We start from the raw sequence: 19,765 nt of genomic DNA, 5'->3' as shown, positions 1-19,765 counted from the left end.
AGCAAAGATAAGGCTTTTTTTGAGATGAGCGGTTTGAGGTTAGTACCCTGAAACCTTCTCTCTATTATTTTTGCTCAAGGTTTTCTCTATTTATTGCGTAATAAAATCCAACCCGAAAGCACTCTACCATCTGGCAAAGTTAGCTGATACCAATAGGTAGACTCTGGGAGCACCCGACCTTCAAAATAGCCGTTCCAAACAATGCTCTCGTTAGAAGATTGATTGAATACCGTTCTGTTGTATCTATCTATAATAATGAGCTGCACCTTCTGCCCTCCAAATACTTGGAGGTTATCCAAAGTCCAAATATCGTTCTTGCCATCACCATTAGGGGTAATAACATTGGTTTTATGCAATACCAAAGTGGCGTATGGCAGGCTATTACAGTCTATACCATCATTTCTTGCATAGAATGTGGCTACCCCATAAGGCACTTGGTGAAAAACAGGAGATTCCTGCCACTCGCCTAATCCTTCATAAGTGTATAACAGAGTTTTATCTGGCTCTGGTGTATCTACTACAACGGTTACAGTATTCCCATCCACCATCAAACGATCTATGGTAGGAATATCATAAGGGGTAACTATAAAGCTTTTGGAAACTTGGCATCCATTATTGGCTTTAACGGTTAACTGATATTGTCCGACCTCTGTGATTTTAAGTTGTGTTTCTGGATAATTTTTGATCACCTGACTACCATCTGGCAACTCCCATATCAATAATTCTGGTGTGAGCCCCACGGCTGCTGTTTGAGATAAGTCTGGCGCTACCTCTATCCCTGGTGCGGTTGGGCATATAAAAAACTCTGGTTCAATGGAGAATTCTGGTGCAGGCTTTAATCTCAACTTAATTTTCGCTTTTTGAGGACATGGTGCATTGCTATCTATAATTTTCACGATGATTTCATCAATGCCTTCTTCATATTGATAGCTTTCGGGGGTCTCTATAGCGTTTTTATCCTGAATTAAATCTTCTTGGTTTCTATAAAATGTTAATTCTGAATTAGGGTTAATTCTTGAATCTTGCTTTACAAAGGTGAGGTCTATGGTATCTTCTCTACATATCTCTGGAGATTGAATTTCTATAAATGCAGTATCTGCAAAGCTAAAAGTTATTTTAGCAATTTGGAAACAGTCTTCGTCATCTGCCCTAGCTTTTATATAAATATATGGATAATGCTGGGCGTCTGGCTGAAAATGGTGTTCTTCATCTAAAGTTAAAGCGACCGCCATTGCATTAGCTACTGGATTTTCTAAATAGAAATTATATTCAGCACTCAATGTGGCTTCATAATCATTTAGGAAGCTGTTGCCTTCTTCACTATTTTCTATCTGTTGGTCAAGCCACGCTCTTAAATCAATCTTAAATGCGCCACTAAATTGGTACTCACAAAGGTGAACTTCCATTTCTTCATTAGAGAATTTTAAATCTGTGGCATTCACTACCTTAATAATGAAAGAAACAACCGAGTAGCAACCTTCTGTAGACTCAAACCTTACCCAAAATATCTTTTTAACATCACTCGTATTAAGGGTATAGTTTTGATAACCACTGATAGCATTTAGCCCTTGGTTGGCGTCTGCTTCAGTTTCGTAGAATGTTACATTGGTAATAAAAGTATCATAATCTAAATTAGAATCATCATATACCTTTGGGATAATTTTTTCCAAATTAAATTTCACTTCGTAGGTATAACCTGTACACTTAATCAGTCCTTTATGAGCTTTAAGTACTATTGGGCGCTTTGTTATATTAACTTTAAAATCTGCCTGCGCTACAGAAAAACATGGTGTACCTGGCAATGAAAAACTATAGTATATGCTCTGCTCTCCTGATGCATCAATTTCAAAATTTTGAGCTTGCTCTGCAGAAATCTCTCCACTTAGCCTATTGGTGTTTCTATCATAACTACGGTAGTATTTTATCTCATATTGGCTAGAATTGCTAACAAATCCATCATTAAGATCAGTTAGATTAAATCTGGTAACTCCATCATTATTATTATCGCATTCTATTAATATAGATTGTTGGTTCTGGTCCAAAACTGGATTCTGAACCATTCTAAATTGGTATTCTGTAGGTTCAGACTGGCAACTTGGATTATAGCCCGAAGTAACCACCGTCCAAACGCTTTTAGGTTGATTATATTCTGTTAATGTTAAATTATCGATTGGCGCGCCGCTAGCTGCCGCATTATCATAATATAAAATGGTGGGCTGTGGTAACTCTCTCCACATATTTCCTAATATAGCTCTATCATAATCTTTTAACTGAACCGTTTCGTTCTGTGTACTAGAGCAAATAGGAAATATCGTTCCCGCAGCTTTAATAGGAAAATCAATAATATTATAATTTAATGGCACCACTACATAGCAACCTGGGTCATCAGGAGAGGTGAGTGTCCCATCATCTATTTTATATCTTATATAATAGGTTTTATTCTGGTTAGCCGGAATTGTTTGTTGGTCAGAAATGCCTACTTGGTCTAAATTATCAGCATCTCTATAGCTTTCGTGGAATGTTCTTTTGATGTTATTTCCCGTGGTAATGAGCTTGATCACCTGATCTGCATCTGCCGATATATCTACTGTTCTGGTGGCTTGGTCTGTTTTACACAAATAGATGTCCGCACTTTCATCATCAAATACCTCTGGGTCGTCTGGAGCTCTATCTTCATCCGCATCTTCTACATTGATTATAATTTTATCAAAAATCACTTTTATAGATAACTGAACAATACTGAAACAAGGCGCATCGCAATCATCAGTGCTTGCCGTGGTCACCATCGGTTGTACGCGCACCCAAACATCATAGGTATAATCACCATTGCCTTTTTTCTCCAATATATAACTCATTGGGTTTTGATTGTTCTTAGCCTCTTTCTCTGTCGCGTGCACTGTAATATTGACATCCGGTTCTTGAGTAATCACAATGTTGCTGTCTTCAAAAAACTGAACCCAATTAAAATTAGTCTCTTTTAAAGTAGGGTTGCCTTGGGTCACAATATCGCATAAGTTGATCAAGATAGGCTGTGGTATATCTTCTATAGGCGGCCCTGGCGAAAAATTAACGCTTATTGGTCCATAAGTCACTTCCCCACAAGAAGGGATGGTCACCTTAAGGTAGATTTTCGTATTGTTTTCTAAATCAGCTTCTCTTACCTCTTCTGAGTTTGGTGAGTTAATAAAAAACCGTGGCGACTGATATTCTAACCCCGAATCTAATAGCTGACAGAGTAGTTTGCTGAGTTTAAAACCTTTCTTATCATCTTCACAGACCCGAACTGTATTGGTTTTCTGTGCGGCTTGGGCATCCCCTACCTTTAAAGATGCAACAGAAAAACAAGAAGGGTTATTTTTATTTTCCACCCTTACATAATAAACTTCATTCGCGGTAATTGGCTGTGCTGGATTCAAATAATCGGCGTCTCCATTTCTGGCTTTTTCCTCGGTAGGATAATATTTAAAATTAAAATTAGCAACTGGGTTAGGTGTTATTTTAGCATTATATTCTGACTGGTAGAGCGTTCTTGAAGCGCCGCAAAAAACCTCAACATAGTTTTTTGAAAATGGATAATACGAATCAAAACCTACCTCTATACTCTTATCCGTTTCTAAGACAAAGCCAAATTTAGTTTCATATTGAGCCTTCGCTTTATATTTTTGTGATAAATTCTGTGGACATACTTTGACAGTCGTACGGTTATTATACGCACCACTGTTGAGGTGCTGCCCATCCTCAAACCAGAATATGGTTTTCTTCATTTCTTCCCCTGCGCCTCTAAAGAGCCAGCCGTCCTTTGTTGCTGCCCAGTTCCCTGTATTTCTTCTCGGTGCCGCTATGCCGCTATTGGCATCATCCGTTAGTCCAATTACGGCATCTTTACTCTTTGCCCGTCCTGTGATTATAGGTCTATTCTCTACATAAACTTCCACATCACTAGACAGTTCATTAAGAATAATTTGAGATGACACCAAATGATTGGTCTCTGCTATTTTTCCTTTATAGAAGCTGATGATAAGTTTTCTACACGGCGCTACACCTTCCACTTTTACTTTAATATCCCCTACCCCTTTATCAAATTCCAAACTCTGGAATACACCAAATATGGATAACTTTGGGAGATATTGTGACGGTATTTGTGCCCCCGAAATATAAGGACTACTAAAATCTCCTACTTCTAAAAGGTCATTAAAGGTGATAAAACCATTACTACTAATCAAAAATGAAGAATAGACCTTGCCAAAATAGGAAAACTTAAACGGATGCGCACCAAAAATAGAGGCATCAGAAAAGCTAATTTTCTTAACATAAGCATCTTTTACTTTAGTTTCATTTTGGTACATCCCAATAGAAGTGCCATCATCCAATGCCTTACTCTGGGAAAAAGACCGTGACTGAACTTGGTAAACCTCCGTACCCTTAAGCACTGGAAAATCAGCGACTAAATTAACACAAGAGTTGGCACTATTAGAACAATTGATTAACACCTTATCCTCCTCCCCAGATTCACTCTTTAATCTAGGGCAATTTTGAGCTTTAATATAAATGGACTGAAAGGATAATAATAAACCAAAGAAAAAAAGTAAATGATGTTTTTTCATCTGTATTTTTTTAAAGTTCAAAATTATTACTTTTTATTGATATAAACAGAAAAAACATCATTTACTATTTAATTCTCACTCACTTTCTCATAAAATAACATTAAAAACTGGGCTAAAGAATCATCTAAGCGCTCTATATCTCCTGTCTTAAATTGGAGGCTGCCCTCCTGACCTTTGAGGCGAGAAGCACCAATGGAAAAATAAAGCGGCGGCTGTGGCGCATTTTCCTTTTCTTGAAGCCGCACTTTGGAACCTAAAAAACCACCGACTGCCACCTCTGTGATGGTTGGCGTGAGTGGCACTTCCACATAATGTCTACTCGGAATTTCCACTTTTTTACCATTGATTTTGATGCGGTTATCCTGATTTAAATTGAAAAAATAGGCTATATTTTGCTCAAAACTTTCGGTGGAGAACGGGTAGTAATAAAGCAAAACCTCGTAGTTGTGGTGTTTTTTTCTCGGGTGGTCTTCCATATCGTTCGGGAAATGCAAGCGGTAAGCATTAGCGCCCGTTAGTTTGGCTTTTTTATAAATCGGTTCAAAATTCTGCACCTCATCTGCCGCCGCTTGGGTTACTTCTATTTTCCCTAAATATTGGGCTTTTTGCTGCGCCTCGGCAGAGAGTGGATAGAAAAAGGCATCTGTATTTTCGTGGCGGCCTTTGGCTTCCACCAAGTGATAAGTTTGCGCCCAGCCGAGGGTACCCCACAGCAAGCACATCATTTTGATGATCTTAATCATGGTTCAAAATTTTAATACAATCTTCTAAACTATTTTCCCAATGCTGAATTTCTACGCCATAATCTTGCTCTATTTTATCTAAACAAAAAGTGCTTCGCTGTGGGCGTTGCGCTGGCGTAGGATATTCCGTCGTCGTGATGGGGTTTAGGCCTATCTTAGCCCCCGAAAATGCTTTAATTTTCTCCGCAAACAGAAACCATGTGGTCTCTGGATAATTGGAAAAATGGTAAATTCCTGAGATTTTAGGCTCTGTAGCGATGATTTTCATCACAGCTTCTGCCAAGTCATTGGCGTTGGTAGGTTGTCCAAACTGGTCATTCACAATGCCGAGTTCTTCCTTTTGAGCAAACAGCTGAAGCATCGTTTTCACAAAATTCTTGTTGAACTCAGAATAGAGCCACGAGGTTCTGATGATGATGCTCTCTGGTGCTGCCTCCAAAACCGCCTCTTCGCCTGCCAATTTGGAAGCGCCATATACGCCCAAAGGCGCCGTGAAATCGTCTTCGGTATAGGACAATTCTGTATCGCCATCAAAGACATAATCCGTGGAGATATGGATTAAACACACCTTCATTTCGTAGCAAATTTCGGCTAAATTCTGTGCGCCATCTCTGTTCACGGCAAAGGCTTTTTCGGCTTCCTTTTCGGCTAAATCTACTGCGGTATAGGCTGCCGTATTGATGCAATATTGTGGTTTTTCTTCCTCAAAAACGGCTTCCACCTCCGACTTATCGGTAATATCCAACTCCTCCGAAGTTTTAAATATCAATTCGTATGATGGATATTGCGGTTCCAACTTTCTAAAACATTGTGCCAACTGCCCTCCGCCACCTGTGATTAAAATTTTCATTGTTCGTTTGGTTTAATGCTCACGGTTTTTCTTTCTCAACGCCAATACTCTTTCTTGAAAAGAAGTCTCTGGAATTTCCACTAAAAAATGTCCAAACTGTTCCAAGATTTCCTTAGGTTGTAGCTCTGATTTTCGGGTTTTGAGGTTGAAATAAATCACCTTAATCCAGAGGACAGCGTGGAGTTTTTTCTGTTGTTCATCTTTCATCAAAAGCTCTACTGTAGCCGTTCTGTCATCTATCGCGATGGTTTTACTCGTGATGTGGACTTTCTGGTTGGCTCTCACCTCTTTAAGGTAGGCTATTTGGTTTTCTATGGCAATCCAAGTGCAGCCGTGCTCGCGGGCGTAGGCTTCGTAAGTGAAGCCATAGTGCTCTTCCACATGGTCTTCCCGAGCGTTGAGCATATATTCCAAATACTTCACATTATTGAGGTGCCCCAAAGGGTCGCAATCCGAAAATCTTATTTTTACCAGTGATGAAAATTCTTTGAGCATAAGTGGATTTTTAAAGGTTGATGATTAAAAAAACCACCCGATAAGAGTGGTTTTAAAGTAGGTTTTCTAAAAAAGATTAAAGTCCTAATTCTTTTTTAACAGCTGCAGTAGCGTCTGCGCCATTTTTGTAGATAAGCCCCACGGTGTTGGCATCAAAGATGAAATCCCAACCGTTCGCTTTAGCGGCTTTCTCAGTAGCGTCCATTAATTTTTTGTCGATAGGCGCATAAGCGGCTTGTTGCTTTTCAGCATAATCTTTCTGTGCTTGCTCTGATAATTGCTGCAAGTTCTGTTGTTTCTTTTGGAGTTCTTGCTCTTTTGCAGATCTCTGAGCTTCTGTCATCGCTGCAGCGCCTTTTTGGTAAGCGGCTACTTCGTCTTGCCAAGCTTTGGCTTGTTTTTCTATTTCGGCTTGCTTTACTTTAAAAGTAGATAGAAGTTGCTCATCGGCTTTTTTCTTTTCTGGCATCGCATTGATGATTCCCGCTAAATCCATAGTGGCAATCTTTTGTGCTTTAGCGTTACCGAAAGTGAACATCATAGCTACTGCTGCAAATAATACGCTTAATTTTTTCATAATGATTGTTTAAATTTTAATTTTTTATTGTTTTCTATTTAAGTTGCAATTATACTTATTTTTTCTGATTTTTCAGTAATACATCTAACACTTTATCTGTATAATCGTATTTTTTATCAAGAAAAAGAACACTTGCGGCGTTACCTTTATCAAGAACTATGCCCAAGCTGCTTTTTTCGCTAACGGTTTTTATGGCATTCCAAATCTGATCTTGGAAGGGCTTAACCAAAGAAACCCGAAGCTGATTGATTTCGCCATCGGTGCCAAATCTTTTGGTAATCAAGGTTTTTAGGCTTTGTTCTAAATCCGCAACCTCTTTTTCCCTTTGTTTAAGTTGCTCCCCAATGAGGAGGACTTTTTCATTCTCCAAGGCGGCTTTTTTAGTTTCGTACTCGCTTTGGAGTTGGCTAATTTCGGTCTCCCAAGTTTTCACCTGAGCACTTAGCCGAGACTCTGCGGCTTTGTATTGTGGTAATTTTTCAAGGATATATTGGGTATCCACCACACCGATTTTCTGGGCTGAAGCCACGCCAAAGTAGCCTAAAAATAAAACCAGCCCAATGATATGTTTAATGTATTTCATTTTTAATCTTTTTAATTCGTTTTATTATAATGATTGGTTCATTAGGAAGTGGGTTTTCCATCCTGATGGCTGTTGGTTGCCCAATGTGCTATCAAAGCCATAAGCAAAATCAAAACCGATAAGCCCAAAGGCTCCCATATAAACTCTAATCCCTAAACCTACGGAACGCTTCAACTGGAACGGATTGTAAGATGAAAAGCCATTCCAAGTGTTACCACCTTCTGCAAAGGTTAAAGCATAGATTTTCGCCGTTTGGTTCATAGAGATTGGATATCTTAGCTCCACCGCAAAACGGTTGTAGAGCGTACCTCCGCCCACTGGCGTTACATCTTCGGAAAGCCCTCCGTAAGTAGAGGCGTTCTCATAACCACGCAACGGAATGAGTTCTCTACCATCATATCTACCTCCGAAAAGTCCCGTTCCACCTAAGTAAAATCTTTCAAATGGTGGTGCGCCCAATACTTTGTTATAACCGTCCATAAAACCCATTTCTGCCGTAGAACGCAGCACGAGCTTGCCAATAACCGTGTTATAAGTATCCGCTTTTAACTTGATTTTGTAGAACTCTAACCACTTGTATTTTTCTGCCGAAGATAGATTGGCGTAATCCTTATTATTAAAGGCAGAATATGGCGGTGTAAACTTCAAAGATGCTTCTATATTAGACCCTTGGGTAGGGAAAATAGGGTCGTATCCTGCGGAATTTCGGCTTAATGAAATATTAAAACTGAAATTGTTCGCCGTACCATTATTCACCTGCTCTGTACCGAACTGGAATGGATAGTTCTGGAAATCATAACCTTGGTAAGAAACGCCAGTATATAGTGAGAAATATTGATCTGGCCATAATAACCTTCTATTTAAACCTACGCTGGCAGAAAAGATATTGAGTTTCTGTGCGGCGCCATCATAATCTGTATATTTCACTCTGGAATGGTTAAGCCCCACCGAAAGCGCTGTAGGACGGCTTCCGAATAGCCAAGGCTCTGTGAAGGCAATGCTATAATTTTGGAAATATTGCCCAGCTTGCGCTTGTAACGAAAGCACCTGCCCATCACCCTGAGGTACTGGCTTAAAGTCCTTACCTCTCAAGAAATTTTTTAGTGAGAAGTTGTTAAATGTTAAACCTAAAGTCCCGATGAAGGAATTTCCCCCATAGCCCGCCTGCAACTGCACTTGTGATGAGCCTTTTTCTACCAAACTCCAGTTGATATCTACCGTGTTATTGGTTGGGTCAGGTTTAATATCTTGTTTAATTTGTTGTGGATCAAAGAATTGCATTCCCGCTAAATCAAACATAGTCCCTCTGAGGTCTCGTTTGGAGAACAAATCCCCAGGGCGGGTTTGTAATGAGCGGAGAATCACATGGTCGTGCGTGGTGGTATTGCCACTCCAAGTGACTCTATCCCAAGTGGCTTTTTCGCCTTCTTTAATGCGGATTTCCAAGTCTATGGTGTCGCCTTTTACCGCTTTTTCCACTGGGGTAACTTGCGAGAAGAGATAACCATTATTAAGATAAACGGAGCGGATGTCAGAATCATCTTCTTTACCGCCGTCTTCGCCTACTTTCTTGTTAAAGCCCACAGCATCGTAGATGTCGCCTTTTTTATAGCCCAAAACTTTTTGTAAAAACTCTGTAGTATAAGCGGTATTCCCCACGAAACTAATATCGCCGATGTAGTATTTTTTACCTTCGTTCAGTTTGACTTTAATTTCGTAATTGTTGTTCTTGTTGCGCCATACAGAATCCGCAACAATGGTGGCATCTCTATACCCTAACGAGTTGTAATAATTAACCAAATTTTTCTTGTCTTCTTCGTACTTCTCTTTAATGAAGCGTGATGGTTTGAAAATTCCTAACAAGAAGCGTTTTTGCTTGGTTTCTTTGAAGGCTTTTTTTCTCAATTTAGCATCGCTCACATTATCATTGCCTTCAAACTCTATATGGTCTATCTTGATCCGTTTGCCGCGCTGCACCTCTATGGTCCAATCCATCATATTGGTATCTTTGGGATTGGGTTGGTTTTTAATAGCGACTTTGGCATCGGCAAAGCCTTTGTCCACATATTGTTTCGCAACATTATGCTTAACGGAAGAAATGAGGTCATTGGTGATTTTAATGCCTGGTTTCAGGTGGTTATCTTTGATGATTTTTTCCGCCTTAGACTTACTGACTTTCTTATCTACCCCAACCACTTTTACCTCGCCGAGGTCTTTAAGGTCTTCTAAAAGAAATCTGAGCACAATATTCTGCCCTTCTATGCTCTGCACATAAACTTCTACCTCAGAGAAATACTCCGAGTTCCAAAGTTTTTTAATGGCTTCACTGATTTTTTGTCCTGGCACTTCCACCATTTCGCCTTTCCGCAGTCCTGTGAATCTGAGGACTTGATCGGCACTGTATTTTTTAGCCCCATCGATCACGATGTCCTTCAGAATATAAGGACCATCTGTGGCAGGCAGTTGCGCTGTAGTTTCCGTAGATACGGTCTGCGGCACTTCTGGGGTGTTCTGTCCATACAAATAGGCTGTAGCTGCAAAAAATAGGACGGGTAAAAATTTATATCTCATGATAAAATGGATTCTTTATTTTAAGGGTTTATCTGTTCACTGGTTTTGCCGTAGCGCCTTTCTTTGGCTTGATAATCTACGATGCATTGGAAAAAATCATCTTTTGTAAAATCTGGCCACAAGATGTCTAAAAATTGCAACTCGGCGTAGGCTATTTGCCAAAGCAAGAAATTACTAATGCGCACCTCGCCGCTGGTTCTGATGAGCAAATCTACATCTGGAATCTCTTTGGTATAAAGGTGCTGAGCTATGGTATCCTCGGTAATTTCTTCTGGTGCTATCTCGCCATTTTTTGCTTGCTTCGCTATCTGTTGTACGGCTTTCAAGATTTCGTGTCTGGAGCCGTAGCTCAGTGCCAATACTAAATTACCATTGGTATTCTCTTTGGTCAGCTCTACCACATTCATCAACTGGTCTCTAACCATAGCTGGGAGGCGGTCTATATCCCCAATCACATGCATTCTCAAGCCTTTAGAAAAAATCTCTTCTGCTTCTTGGAGCAAAGTTTCGGAGAGGAGGCTCATCAGAGTATCTACCTCATCAGATGGGCGCCCCCAATTTTCTGTGGAGAAGGTGTAGAGGGTGAGGTAAGGCACCCCAATTTCGTTGCACGCATTGATGGCATTACGAACGGCTTTTATGGCACTTTTATGCCCAAAAGTTCTATGCTCGCCTCTGGATTTTGCCCAGCGCCCATTGCCATCCATAATAATGGCAACATGCTGCGGCAACTGCGCTCTATTGATTTTGTTTTTTATTTCTGACATCTCTATTTTAATCACAATAACACGGTGGACGCCCAAAGGAATAAGAAATCCCTAAGGTAATGCTATTTGCCCAATCTTTGGACTGCAAGTTGCCCACGCGGTTGGCTTCTAAATAAGGGGTTATCAATTGATTAATTTCATCTTTGGTAAGGTATTTCTTAGCCCCTCTTATGGCGGCTACGGCTTCTTTATCATAGATGATTTTCACTTGTTTTTCTGATAAATGGCTATAATCCAAATTGTCGGAGAATGTAGGGCGGAAGGTAAACTCGCCGAAAATCGTCCAATTGTAATTGAATTTATACTTCAAACCAACACCAAAGGGCACTGCAACCGTTAGACTGTTGTTCATCTTTTTTTTGATGTCTGGGGTATCTGTTGGTGGTACAAAATCCCCCGAAGCATCTACCATTGGGGTATTGCCATAGTCTAAAGTGTGTTGCGTAGTGGAATACATCATCCCGCCTATACCTGCGAACAAATAAGGGCTGAACATCGGTGTTTTTTGCTCATTATTGATGGGAAGAAAGTTGTATTCAAACAAAGCTTCCGCCATATATAAACTATTGGCACCGTAGTTATGCCTTTGGTTTCGGTAGTTTTCTTGTGCTAATTGGTCGTTAAACTGAATATTGACATAGCCTAAATTAAATCTTAGCGTTTGGTATGGGTTAAAATTCATTCGGTATAAAGCACCGAAATAAAAAGGAACTCCGAATTCTGATATATGAGTAAGCGACATCGGTTTTTGTAAGACATAATTGGTGCGCCCTATATCCCCCACCAGATTGGTGGCACCTATTTGCAAGCCCAACTCATGCCTTTGTCCAAAAGACATAACAAAGGTGCTAATGAGGCATAAAACGCTAAGAATTCTTGTTCTCATAAAAATAATTGTTTCATTAACAGATAATAAACAATGTGCAAATATAAAATTTTTAAATATAGCCTTGTCTTAAAAAAGCGTTAAAAAACACATTTCGGCTATTCTGTATAATAAATAATCCGCACCTTGTCATCATTCACTCTGATTTTAAGCCATCTGTCCAACTGTTTTCTTTCCTCCTCTCGCAGTGGTTTATCCGTACCGATGACCATCACATTTTTCTTGATTATGGTGGTGTCTTTGGCTTCATCCATTTTGCTAAAAGCCACTTCTTTAATATTGATATTCTGAACTTTAAGCTCTCTATACAATTGTTTAACTTGCTGGGCTTGTGCCTTCAAACTGTCGCTGCGCATTACGAGCATTTTTTTGAGTTGTTGCTCAGCATCATTATTGGCAGGAACCGCATTAGCCGCACCATTCGACGGGATAAAATTAAACCCTTGTTTAATAATGATTTTCACACCATCTAAACCGTAATTGAGGGCTTTTTCCTCCAACATTTTTTTGCTTTTTTCATCTAATTTCTCCCCGCCATAGGTCAGTTCTAAAGCCTTATCTTCGTAATTGATTTTCTTATTCAAAAGGAAGTTGTTCGGGAAAATGGCTTCGGTATTGATGAAACGAGAGGCATCTTGCTCAAATTTATTTTTATTCACCATAACATACCCAAAATAGGTACTCGGGATGAGGGTTAAAATCACCAATGCCCACATAATTTTCTGGGAGCGCTTTTCTATTTTTTCATCTTTGAAATGGTACTGCGGAAAGCCCAATATTTTCTGAATGATAAAGGTAGCCACCGCAATATAAACCGTATTGATCAGGTAAAGATAAAGCGCCCCAAAGAAGAAGCTGAACTCGCCTGTCGCCAAGCCGAAGCCTGCAGTACAGAGTGGCGGCATGAGCGCTGTGGCAATAGCCACCCCAGGGATCACATTCCCTTTGAGTTTACTACAAGTTGCCACAAAACCTGCCGCGCCGCCAAAAAAGGCAATCAGCACATCATAAATATTCGGCGAGGTACGGGCTAAAATTTCAGAATAGGCATCATCAATCGGAGAGATGAGGAAGTAAATGGTAGAGGTCACCAAGCCCACGCCTGTGGCAAAGGCATAATTTTTAATGGCATCTCTAAGCATCCACGGGTCGTTAATGCCCACAGAAAAACCGATGCCCATAATAGGTCCCATCAGTGGGGAAATTAACATCGCACCGATAATCACCGCAGTAGAGTTCATATTAAGCCCTAAGCACGCAATGAAAATAGCAAAAATCAAAATCCACAAATTGGTCCCCTTAAAAGGAATGCTTGCCGCTACATTTTCTTTTACGGTATCAAAGGTTTCCTTTTGTGATATTAAGCTAAATACCTCTATTAGCTTCTGCAACCGCTCTCTCACCATTGTTTTATATTTTTAATTTGGCGATAACATCTAATCCACCTTTGGTTTTATCACCTATTTTACAGTAAATTTCAGTATCTAAAGGCAAAAAGACATCCATCCTTGAGCCAAATTTTATAAAGCCAAATTCGTGCCCAGCTTTAGCCTCGTCGCCTTCGTTACAATAGAACACAATACGGCGTGCCACATAGCCTGCAATCTGTCGGAAAAGCACTTTGTGCTGGGTTGCCGTTTCTATCGCCACCGAGGTGCGCTCGTTATCCGTAGATGACTTTTCGTGCCACGCCACCAAATATTTCCCTGGGTGGTATTTTTTATAAATGACCTTGCCACTCACGGGATAGCGACAAATATGAACATTGAGCGGCGACATAAAAATAGAAATTTGGAGGCACTTTTCTTTTAGAAATTCATTTTCTTCCACCTCTTTAATCATTACCACCTTGCCATCTACAGGAGCAATTACATTTTCTTTATGCTCTAAAATTGTTCGGTTCGGCACTCTAAAAAACCAAAGGATAAGCCCTAAAATGACAAACATCGGAATAATCACCACCAACGACCATAGCGCCAAATACCTGATGGCTAACACACTCAATACCGCAATGCTGATTCCTGCCACCAATAAGGTTCCTTTAGATTCTCTGTGTAATTTCATTATCGTTTTTTATTTCTTAATATTTTTTATTAAAGTGATGAAAATCAATTAAAAAAGTGATGATAGCGCAAAATACAAATACACCACTGGCGCACAGACCATAAAACTATCCAAACGGTCCAAAACGCCGCCATGCCCAGGTATGATATTGCCGCTGTCTTTTATGCCAAAAGTTCTTTTCAACTGACTTTCTAACAGATCTCCCAACGGTGCAAATAGCGCTACTAAACCGCCCACCACTATCCAATTGCCTTTTAAATCTGGCATATTGATTTCAATAATATAACCCAAAATAAGAGTACAAACCAACCCACCGATGTAGCCTTCCCAAGTTTTTTTAGGACTGATTTTCGGTGCCATTTTGTGTTTTCCTAACCACCTTCCAAAAATATACGCGAAGGAATCACTACTCCAAATGAGCACAAATAGCCAAAACACTTCGGTAGAGAAAGTTTCTGGAATCCCCGAAATAAAATGAGGCAGCCCCAAAGCAAAACTAAAAGGAATGGCGGTATAAACCACCGTAAAAATGAATTTTCCATTTTCATAATAAAGCTCCTTAGGATAGCGGAAGAGCGTAACCGCCGCAATCGGCAATAGTGAAAGCCCTAAAATTTCCGAAAGTTTGATTTGTGCATAAAAACCGCTATAAAAATATTTATGGGCAAAGCGGTAATACACCACCAGCACTGCGGGCAGCACCAGCCATTTCCAAAACGAGGCATCAAACTTCATTATCCTAACGCACTCCCAAACACCCACAAAAAGGAAAAAACTCATCAGCCCAAAATAAAGATATTCTGGAAAAACCACCTGCGTTCCCGCAATATTATTGATCACTTGAGCGCCATATGGCGTAGTACAAGCCGTAATAACCAAGGCATATACTAATCCGAAAATGATACGCTGTATTAAATTTTTATCCAAAATAAAATGATTTAAGAGGGTTCTTGGTCTTCTAATAAAAGTAAGAAAAGTTTGGTATTGCCTTTGGCTAAGCCATCTAAATCCGCACCACTGCCACTAATGGAAGTCAGGTTTTTAAGGGCGGCTTTTTTCCTTTTGATTTTCATCATCGCCTCGGCTAAGTTGGTAACAATCTGAGATACAGTAGCCATAATGATAATCTTATTCGGTAATTTGGCAGAGCTGTAATGTTTAATATTTTGATGAGAGAGCATCACCTTACCATCATATGCAATGAGATACTCACAAGTGATAAAAGCGGCATCATTAAACAGTTCTAAATCTTCGGTATAAGGCGTTTTAATAACATTAAGGAAGTTTTTTAAATCTTCATCCCAACAGAAAATAGATTTCAAATCTTCCACTTTTATAATGCTTGCCAGCACTTGCAGCGCTTCTGCCTCGTTTTCACAATAATTAAACACCCCACCTGCGTGCGTAAACAATTGGGCAAATTTATAGTCTAAATCTGCCGAACTCAATTGGTTCCCTAAGCCAATAACATCTGGCTTAGAGGGTTCCGTTTCTGGGTTAAAAAATTTATTAACTATGTTTTTAATCCAACTCAACGCATTGGGTTTTAATAAACAACAAAAATAATAAATATTTATTATATACAAAGCATAAAAAAATAAATCCCGAAAAATATCGGGATTTATTATCGTATAGGCTTCAGCATTCCTAAAGCCGATTATTAAATCTATCCTGTTACATTCTGATTATCAGTTACATTTCCTTCTTCTGGCGTATCCACCTGAGGGGTTTCGTTTGAGGAAGCGGGCACTTCTTCTTGGTTCAATTGCCCTTCTACCACATTGGTCACAGGCGCTTCTGTCAACTCTGGATCCCACGCTCTTTTCCCAAAAATAGCCTCCAAGTCTTCTCTGAAAATCACTTCTTTCTCCAAAAGTTTTTCTGCCAAAGCATCTAACTTATCTCTGTTATTCCTAAGGATTTCCACCGCTCTTTGGTATTGCTTTTCTATAATTTCCGAGATTTCCTCATCTATCATCTTTGCTGTTTCCTCAGAATAAGGCTTACCGAAACTGTATTCTTGCTGCCCTGAGCTATCATAATAAGAGATGTTCCCCACTTTTTTGCTCAATCCGTAGATGGTTACCATGGCTTGCGCTTGCTTAGTTACACGCTCTAAATCGGACAGGGCACCTGTAGAAATGGTACCGAAGACCACTTCTTCCGCCGCTCTACCACCCAAAGTCGCACACATTTCATCCAACATTTGCTCGGTAGTGGTCAGTTGTCGCTCTTCTGGCAAGTACCAAGCCGCCCCTAACGAGCGCCCTCTCGGTACAATGGTCACTTTGAGCAATGGTGCAGCGTGCTCTAACAGCCAACTTACACTGGCGTGGCCTGCCTCGTGGAACGCCACCCTTTTCTTTTCCGATGGTTTTATAGCTTTATTTTTCTTTTCCAAACCTCCGATAATTCTATCTACAGCATCTAAGAAATCTTGTTTCTCTACCGCTTCATGGCCATTTCTTGCTGCAACCAGCGCCGCTTCATTACACACATTGGCAATGTCTGCCCCGCTAAACCCTGGTGTTTGTTTGGCTAAAAATTCCACATCTACCGATGAGTCTAATTTAATCTTAGCCAAGTGAACATTGAAAATTTGCTTTCTCTCGTGCAGTTCTGGCAAGTCCACATAAATAGAGCGGTCAAAACGCCCAGCACGCATTAAAGCTTTATCTAAAATATCGGCGCGATTGGTGGCTGCCATCACAATCACATTGGTATCAGTCCCGAAACCATCCATCTCGGTCAAGAGTTGGTTGAGGGTATTTTCGCGTTCATCATTTCCACCAGTAATAGCGCCTCTACCCCTGGCTCTACCAATGGCATCAATCTCATCAATGAAGATGATGGCTGGTGACTTGGCTTTGGCTTGCGCAAATAAATCTCGCACCCGTGAGGCACCTACGCCCACAAACATTTCCACAAAATCTGAACCCGACAATGAGAAAAATGGCACCTTAGCCTCGCCCGCTACGGCTTTTGCCAATAGGGTTTTCCCTGTTCCTGGAGGCCCTACTAAAAGTACCCCTTTCGGAATTTTACCACCTAATTTGGTGTATTTTTCAGAATTTTTAAGAAAATCTACCACTTCTTGCACCTCTTCTTTGGCGCCTTCTAAACCTGCCACATCTTTAAAAGTCACTTGTACTTTATCATTCTCATCAAACAATTTGGCTCTTGATTTTCCGATGTTAAAAATCTGGCTTCCGCCGCCGCTTCCGCCCATCATTTTTCTAAAAATAACGAAATAGAAGAGCGACATTAGCGCTAACCAGAATATGGCTTGCACTAAAAAGCCTTGCATTGGAGAGTCTGAATTGTCAAAATCTATTGCGGTGGTAATTTGCGGATTTTCCTTTTTTACCTCGCTAAACCGTTGCTGGAAGTACTGCAAATCCCCATACTTAAACTGATAGTCTGGTGCGGGCTGCAGTGCCATCAACGGATTTTCTGATGATTTGGTTGTGGTTTTAGAGGCGGCTTTGGCTTCTTTGGTTAAGAAAACCTCGCCCTCTTGGGTGTCTTTCATCAGCACCAAAGTTTCTACTTTTCCTTCTTTCATCATCTGGAAAAAGGCGTCTTCATTGATGCTTTTGGTGTTCGTTGATGAGAAGAGCTTAGGCAAAAATAATGCGCCCAAGGCTGCTAATACCAACAGATAAAACCAATTAAACCCTTTATTTTCTTTTTTCATTGTTCAATTTTAATTATATCAATTATTCTTAATCTTCAATTTTGGTCACTTCGGCATCGCCCCAAAGTTCTTCTATCTCATAATAATCTCTGATGTGCTTTTGGAACACATGCACCACCACAGACACATAGTCCACCAGAACCCATAGTGCATTTTCCGTACCTTCCGTATGCCAAGGGCGTTCTTTGAGTTCGTTTCTCACGGTTTTTTCTATATTCCCAGCAATGGCGGCGACTTGCGTGTTCGAATTACCACTGCAAATAATGAAATAATCTGCGGCAGCATTTTCGATCTGGGTCAGGTTAAGGATTTGAATATCTTCGCCTTTCGTATCTTGTATAGCGCCTACGATGGTGTCTATCAGAAGTTGTTGCTTTTCGTTTGTATTATTCATTTAATTAAATGTATGGTCTGCAAAATTATTGTTTTTTCTTGAATTTTTGTCTATTTTAGTGGCTTTAATTTTTAACGAATGCCAAGACTCCTCCACATTCCCGAGTGTTCTTCTACAAATGATGAAATCATCCACTTGCTTAATCCTCCGCTAAGACAAGGCGAGATTTTAGCCCTCTACACCCTAAGGCAAAAACGCGGCAAAGGGCAGTATGGCAACACTTGGCAGAGCCAAGAAGACCAGAACATTGCGATGAGTTTTGCGGTTAATCCTCAAACTTTTAGCCACAACCTCTCTCTCATCAATTACTATACCGCTGTTATTTTAAGGGATTTTATTGCCAATTTGACTGATGTGCAACCCGATATTAAGTGGCCGAACGACATCATTTTGAAACATAAAAAAATCTGCGGCATCCTCTTAGAGCAAAAACATCAGCATTTGATTATCGGCATCGGCATCAATGTTTTACAAGATGATTTTCAAGATATTACCAAAGCGGGTTCTCTCTACACCCAAACCCAACAAAAGTACAATCCACATCAGTTGGCAACCGCTTTTTTTGAGTTTTTTAGCCGATGCATCAGTGAGACAACCTCTCAAGAGGCAATCTTGGCTGATTTTAATAAACATCTGTATAAAAAAGGGCAAGTAGCGGTATTTGAAAAAAACGGAATCAGACAAAATGGCATTATCCAACAAGCGGATGAAAACGGCTACCTTTGGATTCAATTAGAAAACGCCCCCGAGCTACAAGCTTTTTATCATAAAGAAATTTCGCTTTTGTATTGATGGATTGCCCGATGGGAAAGGCGCTCGCCCTCGTTTATCCTTAACTTCATTTTAATTAAAAAACCGAAACGCCTAACCTATTTTTAAATTTTCTATCTTTGCACCTATGGAATATAATACCGAAAGACCGCCTCTGTATATGCCAGAGTACGGCAGAATTATACAAGAACTGGTTGCCCACTGTAAACAACAGCCTACACGAGAGGCTCGCACAGCTATGGCTTATGAAATCATCAACTTTATGGGCGTGAGAAATCCGCACCTTAGAGATGAGGAAAACTATGTGCACAAACTCTGGGACCACCTCTATATTTTATCAGGTTATGATTTAGATGTAGAATCACCATACCCTTTCCCCACTTTGGAAGAACTCCACCAGAAGCCGAAAAAAATGGATTACCCCAAACTACAAGGCGACTATAAATTCTACGGAAAAAGCATCCTGCAGCTCATAGAACGGGCTTTAGAATTAGAAGAAGGCGATGAAAAAGATGCTCTGATAGAGGTCATTGCCAACAATATGAAAAAATCTTACAATGTCTATAATAAAGAGCATGTGGAAGATGCCGTGATTTTTCGCCACCTAAAAGAGCTGTCCGAAAATCGTTTAGACCTGACCAACATAGAAGCGCTGGAAAAAAGTAAAATCTATTACAATAACAACCACAATAGAAACCAGAAAAACAACAAACGAAGATACAACCATAACAACAACACCAAACATAAAAATAGAAAATAAGCA

General features: G+C 40.1%; 17 protein-coding genes. 2 read left to right on the top strand and 15 right to left on the bottom strand.

Going from position 1 to position 19,765, the window contains the following annotated elements; translation table 11 throughout:
- Window positions 1-86: 86 nt before the first annotated feature.
- From NYR17_RS01685 to rsfS, 15 genes are all read right to left on the bottom strand, one after another.
- Window positions 87-4,604 (bottom strand): T9SS type B sorting domain-containing protein, encoded by a 4,518-nt coding sequence (locus NYR17_RS01685; RefSeq protein WP_302505966.1) that lies wholly within the window; start codon window positions 4,602-4,604, stop codon window positions 87-89.
- 68 nt (window positions 4,605-4,672) lie between these two features.
- Window positions 4,673-5,347 (bottom strand): hypothetical protein, encoded by a 675-nt coding sequence (locus NYR17_RS01680; protein ID WP_302505965.1) that lies wholly within the window; start codon window positions 5,345-5,347, stop codon window positions 4,673-4,675.
- On the bottom strand, window positions 5,340-6,197 hold the full coding sequence (gene rfbD / locus NYR17_RS01675; RefSeq protein ID WP_302505964.1) for a dTDP-4-dehydrorhamnose reductase: 858 nt from the start codon (window positions 6,195-6,197) through the stop codon (window positions 5,340-5,342). Before rfbD ends, NYR17_RS01680 begins: the two co-directional genes overlap by 8 nt.
- A gap of 12 nt (window positions 6,198-6,209) precedes the next feature.
- Complete coding sequence (locus NYR17_RS01670) at window positions 6,210-6,692, bottom strand: acyl-CoA thioesterase (RefSeq protein ID WP_302505963.1); 483 nt, start codon at window positions 6,690-6,692, stop codon at window positions 6,210-6,212.
- 76 nt (window positions 6,693-6,768) lie between these two features.
- The gene (locus NYR17_RS01665; RefSeq protein WP_302505962.1) at window positions 6,769-7,269 is read right to left on the bottom strand and encodes an OmpH family outer membrane protein; all 501 of its coding nucleotides are present in this window, start codon (window positions 7,267-7,269) and stop codon (window positions 6,769-6,771) included.
- A 55-nt stretch (window positions 7,270-7,324) separates the two neighbouring features.
- Complete coding sequence (locus NYR17_RS01660) at window positions 7,325-7,852, bottom strand: OmpH family outer membrane protein (RefSeq protein WP_302505961.1); 528 nt, start codon at window positions 7,850-7,852, stop codon at window positions 7,325-7,327.
- A 24-nt stretch (window positions 7,853-7,876) separates the two neighbouring features.
- On the bottom strand, window positions 7,877-10,423 hold the full coding sequence (gene bamA / locus NYR17_RS01655) for an outer membrane protein assembly factor BamA (RefSeq protein ID WP_302505960.1): 2,547 nt from the start codon (window positions 10,421-10,423) through the stop codon (window positions 7,877-7,879).
- Between the two features lie 20 nt (window positions 10,424-10,443).
- Window positions 10,444-11,190, bottom strand: a complete 747-nt coding sequence (locus NYR17_RS01650) for an isoprenyl transferase (RefSeq protein ID WP_302505959.1) — start codon at window positions 11,188-11,190, stop codon at window positions 10,444-10,446.
- Between the two features lie 7 nt (window positions 11,191-11,197).
- Entirely contained in the window at window positions 11,198-12,076 is an 879-nt protein-coding gene (locus NYR17_RS01645) for a DUF6089 family protein (RefSeq protein WP_302505958.1), read from the bottom strand.
- A 98-nt stretch (window positions 12,077-12,174) separates the two neighbouring features.
- Window positions 12,175-13,482: a TIGR00341 family protein gene (locus NYR17_RS01640; RefSeq protein WP_302505957.1), complete on the bottom strand. Its 1,308-nt coding sequence runs from the start codon at window positions 13,480-13,482 to the stop codon at window positions 12,175-12,177.
- A 4-nt stretch (window positions 13,483-13,486) separates the two neighbouring features.
- Window positions 13,487-14,140 (bottom strand): phosphatidylserine decarboxylase family protein, encoded by a 654-nt coding sequence (locus NYR17_RS01635; protein ID WP_302505956.1) that lies wholly within the window; start codon window positions 14,138-14,140, stop codon window positions 13,487-13,489.
- A 48-nt stretch (window positions 14,141-14,188) separates the two neighbouring features.
- Complete coding sequence (locus NYR17_RS01630) at window positions 14,189-15,067, bottom strand: phosphatidate cytidylyltransferase (protein WP_302505955.1); 879 nt, start codon at window positions 15,065-15,067, stop codon at window positions 14,189-14,191.
- 11 nt (window positions 15,068-15,078) lie between these two features.
- Window positions 15,079-15,675 (bottom strand): LUD domain-containing protein, encoded by a 597-nt coding sequence (locus NYR17_RS01625; RefSeq protein WP_302505954.1) that lies wholly within the window; start codon window positions 15,673-15,675, stop codon window positions 15,079-15,081.
- A gap of 131 nt (window positions 15,676-15,806) precedes the next feature.
- Window positions 15,807-17,837, bottom strand: a complete 2,031-nt coding sequence (gene ftsH / locus NYR17_RS01620; protein ID WP_302505953.1) for an ATP-dependent zinc metalloprotease FtsH — start codon at window positions 17,835-17,837, stop codon at window positions 15,807-15,809.
- Window positions 17,838-17,865: 28 nt separating this feature from the next.
- Window positions 17,866-18,231, bottom strand: coding sequence for a ribosome silencing factor (gene rsfS / locus NYR17_RS01615; protein WP_302505952.1), 366 nt, complete (start codon window positions 18,229-18,231; stop codon window positions 17,866-17,868).
- Between the two features lie 78 nt (window positions 18,232-18,309).
- On the opposite strand from rsfS, the gene NYR17_RS01610 reads away from it, so the two are divergent.
- On the top strand, window positions 18,310-19,023 hold the full coding sequence (locus NYR17_RS01610) for a biotin--[acetyl-CoA-carboxylase] ligase (protein WP_302505951.1): 714 nt from the start codon (window positions 18,310-18,312) through the stop codon (window positions 19,021-19,023).
- Between the two features lie 106 nt (window positions 19,024-19,129).
- The gene (locus tag NYR17_RS01605) at window positions 19,130-19,762 is read left to right on the top strand and encodes a DUF4290 domain-containing protein (protein WP_302505950.1); all 633 of its coding nucleotides are present in this window, start codon (window positions 19,130-19,132) and stop codon (window positions 19,760-19,762) included.
- Window positions 19,763-19,765 lie beyond the last annotated feature (3 nt).

Source organism: Riemerella columbina (genome assembly GCF_030517065.1).
GTDB lineage: Bacteria > Bacteroidota > Bacteroidia > Flavobacteriales > Weeksellaceae > Riemerella > Riemerella columbina_A.
This window is presented reverse-complemented; position numbering and strand designations above follow the sequence as displayed.

Excerpts from the sequence above, each read along its gene's own strand:
- NYR17_RS01640 (WP_302505957.1), bottom strand. The coding sequence starts at position 13,482 with ATGGTGAGAGAGCGGTTGCAGAAGCTAATAGAGGTATTTAGCTTAATA.
- rsfS (WP_302505952.1), bottom strand. The coding sequence starts at position 18,231 with ATGAATAATACAAACGAAAAGCAACAACTTCTGATAGACACCATCGTA.
- NYR17_RS01660 (WP_302505961.1), bottom strand. The coding sequence starts at position 7,852 with ATGAAATACATTAAACATATCATTGGGCTGGTTTTATTTTTAGGCTAC.
- NYR17_RS01670 (WP_302505963.1), bottom strand. The coding sequence starts at position 6,692 with ATGCTCAAAGAATTTTCATCACTGGTAAAAATAAGATTTTCGGATTGC.
- NYR17_RS01635 (WP_302505956.1), bottom strand. The coding sequence starts at position 14,140 with ATGAAATTACACAGAGAATCTAAAGGAACCTTATTGGTGGCAGGAATC.
- NYR17_RS01610 (WP_302505951.1), top strand. The coding sequence starts at position 18,310 with ATGCCAAGACTCCTCCACATTCCCGAGTGTTCTTCTACAAATGATGAA.
- bamA (WP_302505960.1), bottom strand. The coding sequence starts at position 10,423 with ATGAGATATAAATTTTTACCCGTCCTATTTTTTGCAGCTACAGCCTAT.
- NYR17_RS01685 (WP_302505966.1), bottom strand. The coding sequence starts at position 4,604 with ATGAAAAAACATCATTTACTTTTTTTCTTTGGTTTATTATTATCCTTT.
- NYR17_RS01605 (WP_302505950.1), top strand. The coding sequence starts at position 19,130 with ATGGAATATAATACCGAAAGACCGCCTCTGTATATGCCAGAGTACGGC.
- NYR17_RS01680 (WP_302505965.1), bottom strand. The coding sequence starts at position 5,347 with ATGATTAAGATCATCAAAATGATGTGCTTGCTGTGGGGTACCCTCGGC.
- ftsH (WP_302505953.1), bottom strand. The coding sequence starts at position 17,837 with ATGAAAAAAGAAAATAAAGGGTTTAATTGGTTTTATCTGTTGGTATTA.
- NYR17_RS01665 (WP_302505962.1), bottom strand. The coding sequence starts at position 7,269 with ATGAAAAAATTAAGCGTATTATTTGCAGCAGTAGCTATGATGTTCACT.
- NYR17_RS01650 (WP_302505959.1), bottom strand. The coding sequence starts at position 11,190 with ATGTCAGAAATAAAAAACAAAATCAATAGAGCGCAGTTGCCGCAGCAT.
- NYR17_RS01645 (WP_302505958.1), bottom strand. The coding sequence starts at position 12,076 with ATGAGAACAAGAATTCTTAGCGTTTTATGCCTCATTAGCACCTTTGTT.
- rfbD (WP_302505964.1), bottom strand. The coding sequence starts at position 6,197 with ATGAAAATTTTAATCACAGGTGGCGGAGGGCAGTTGGCACAATGTTTT.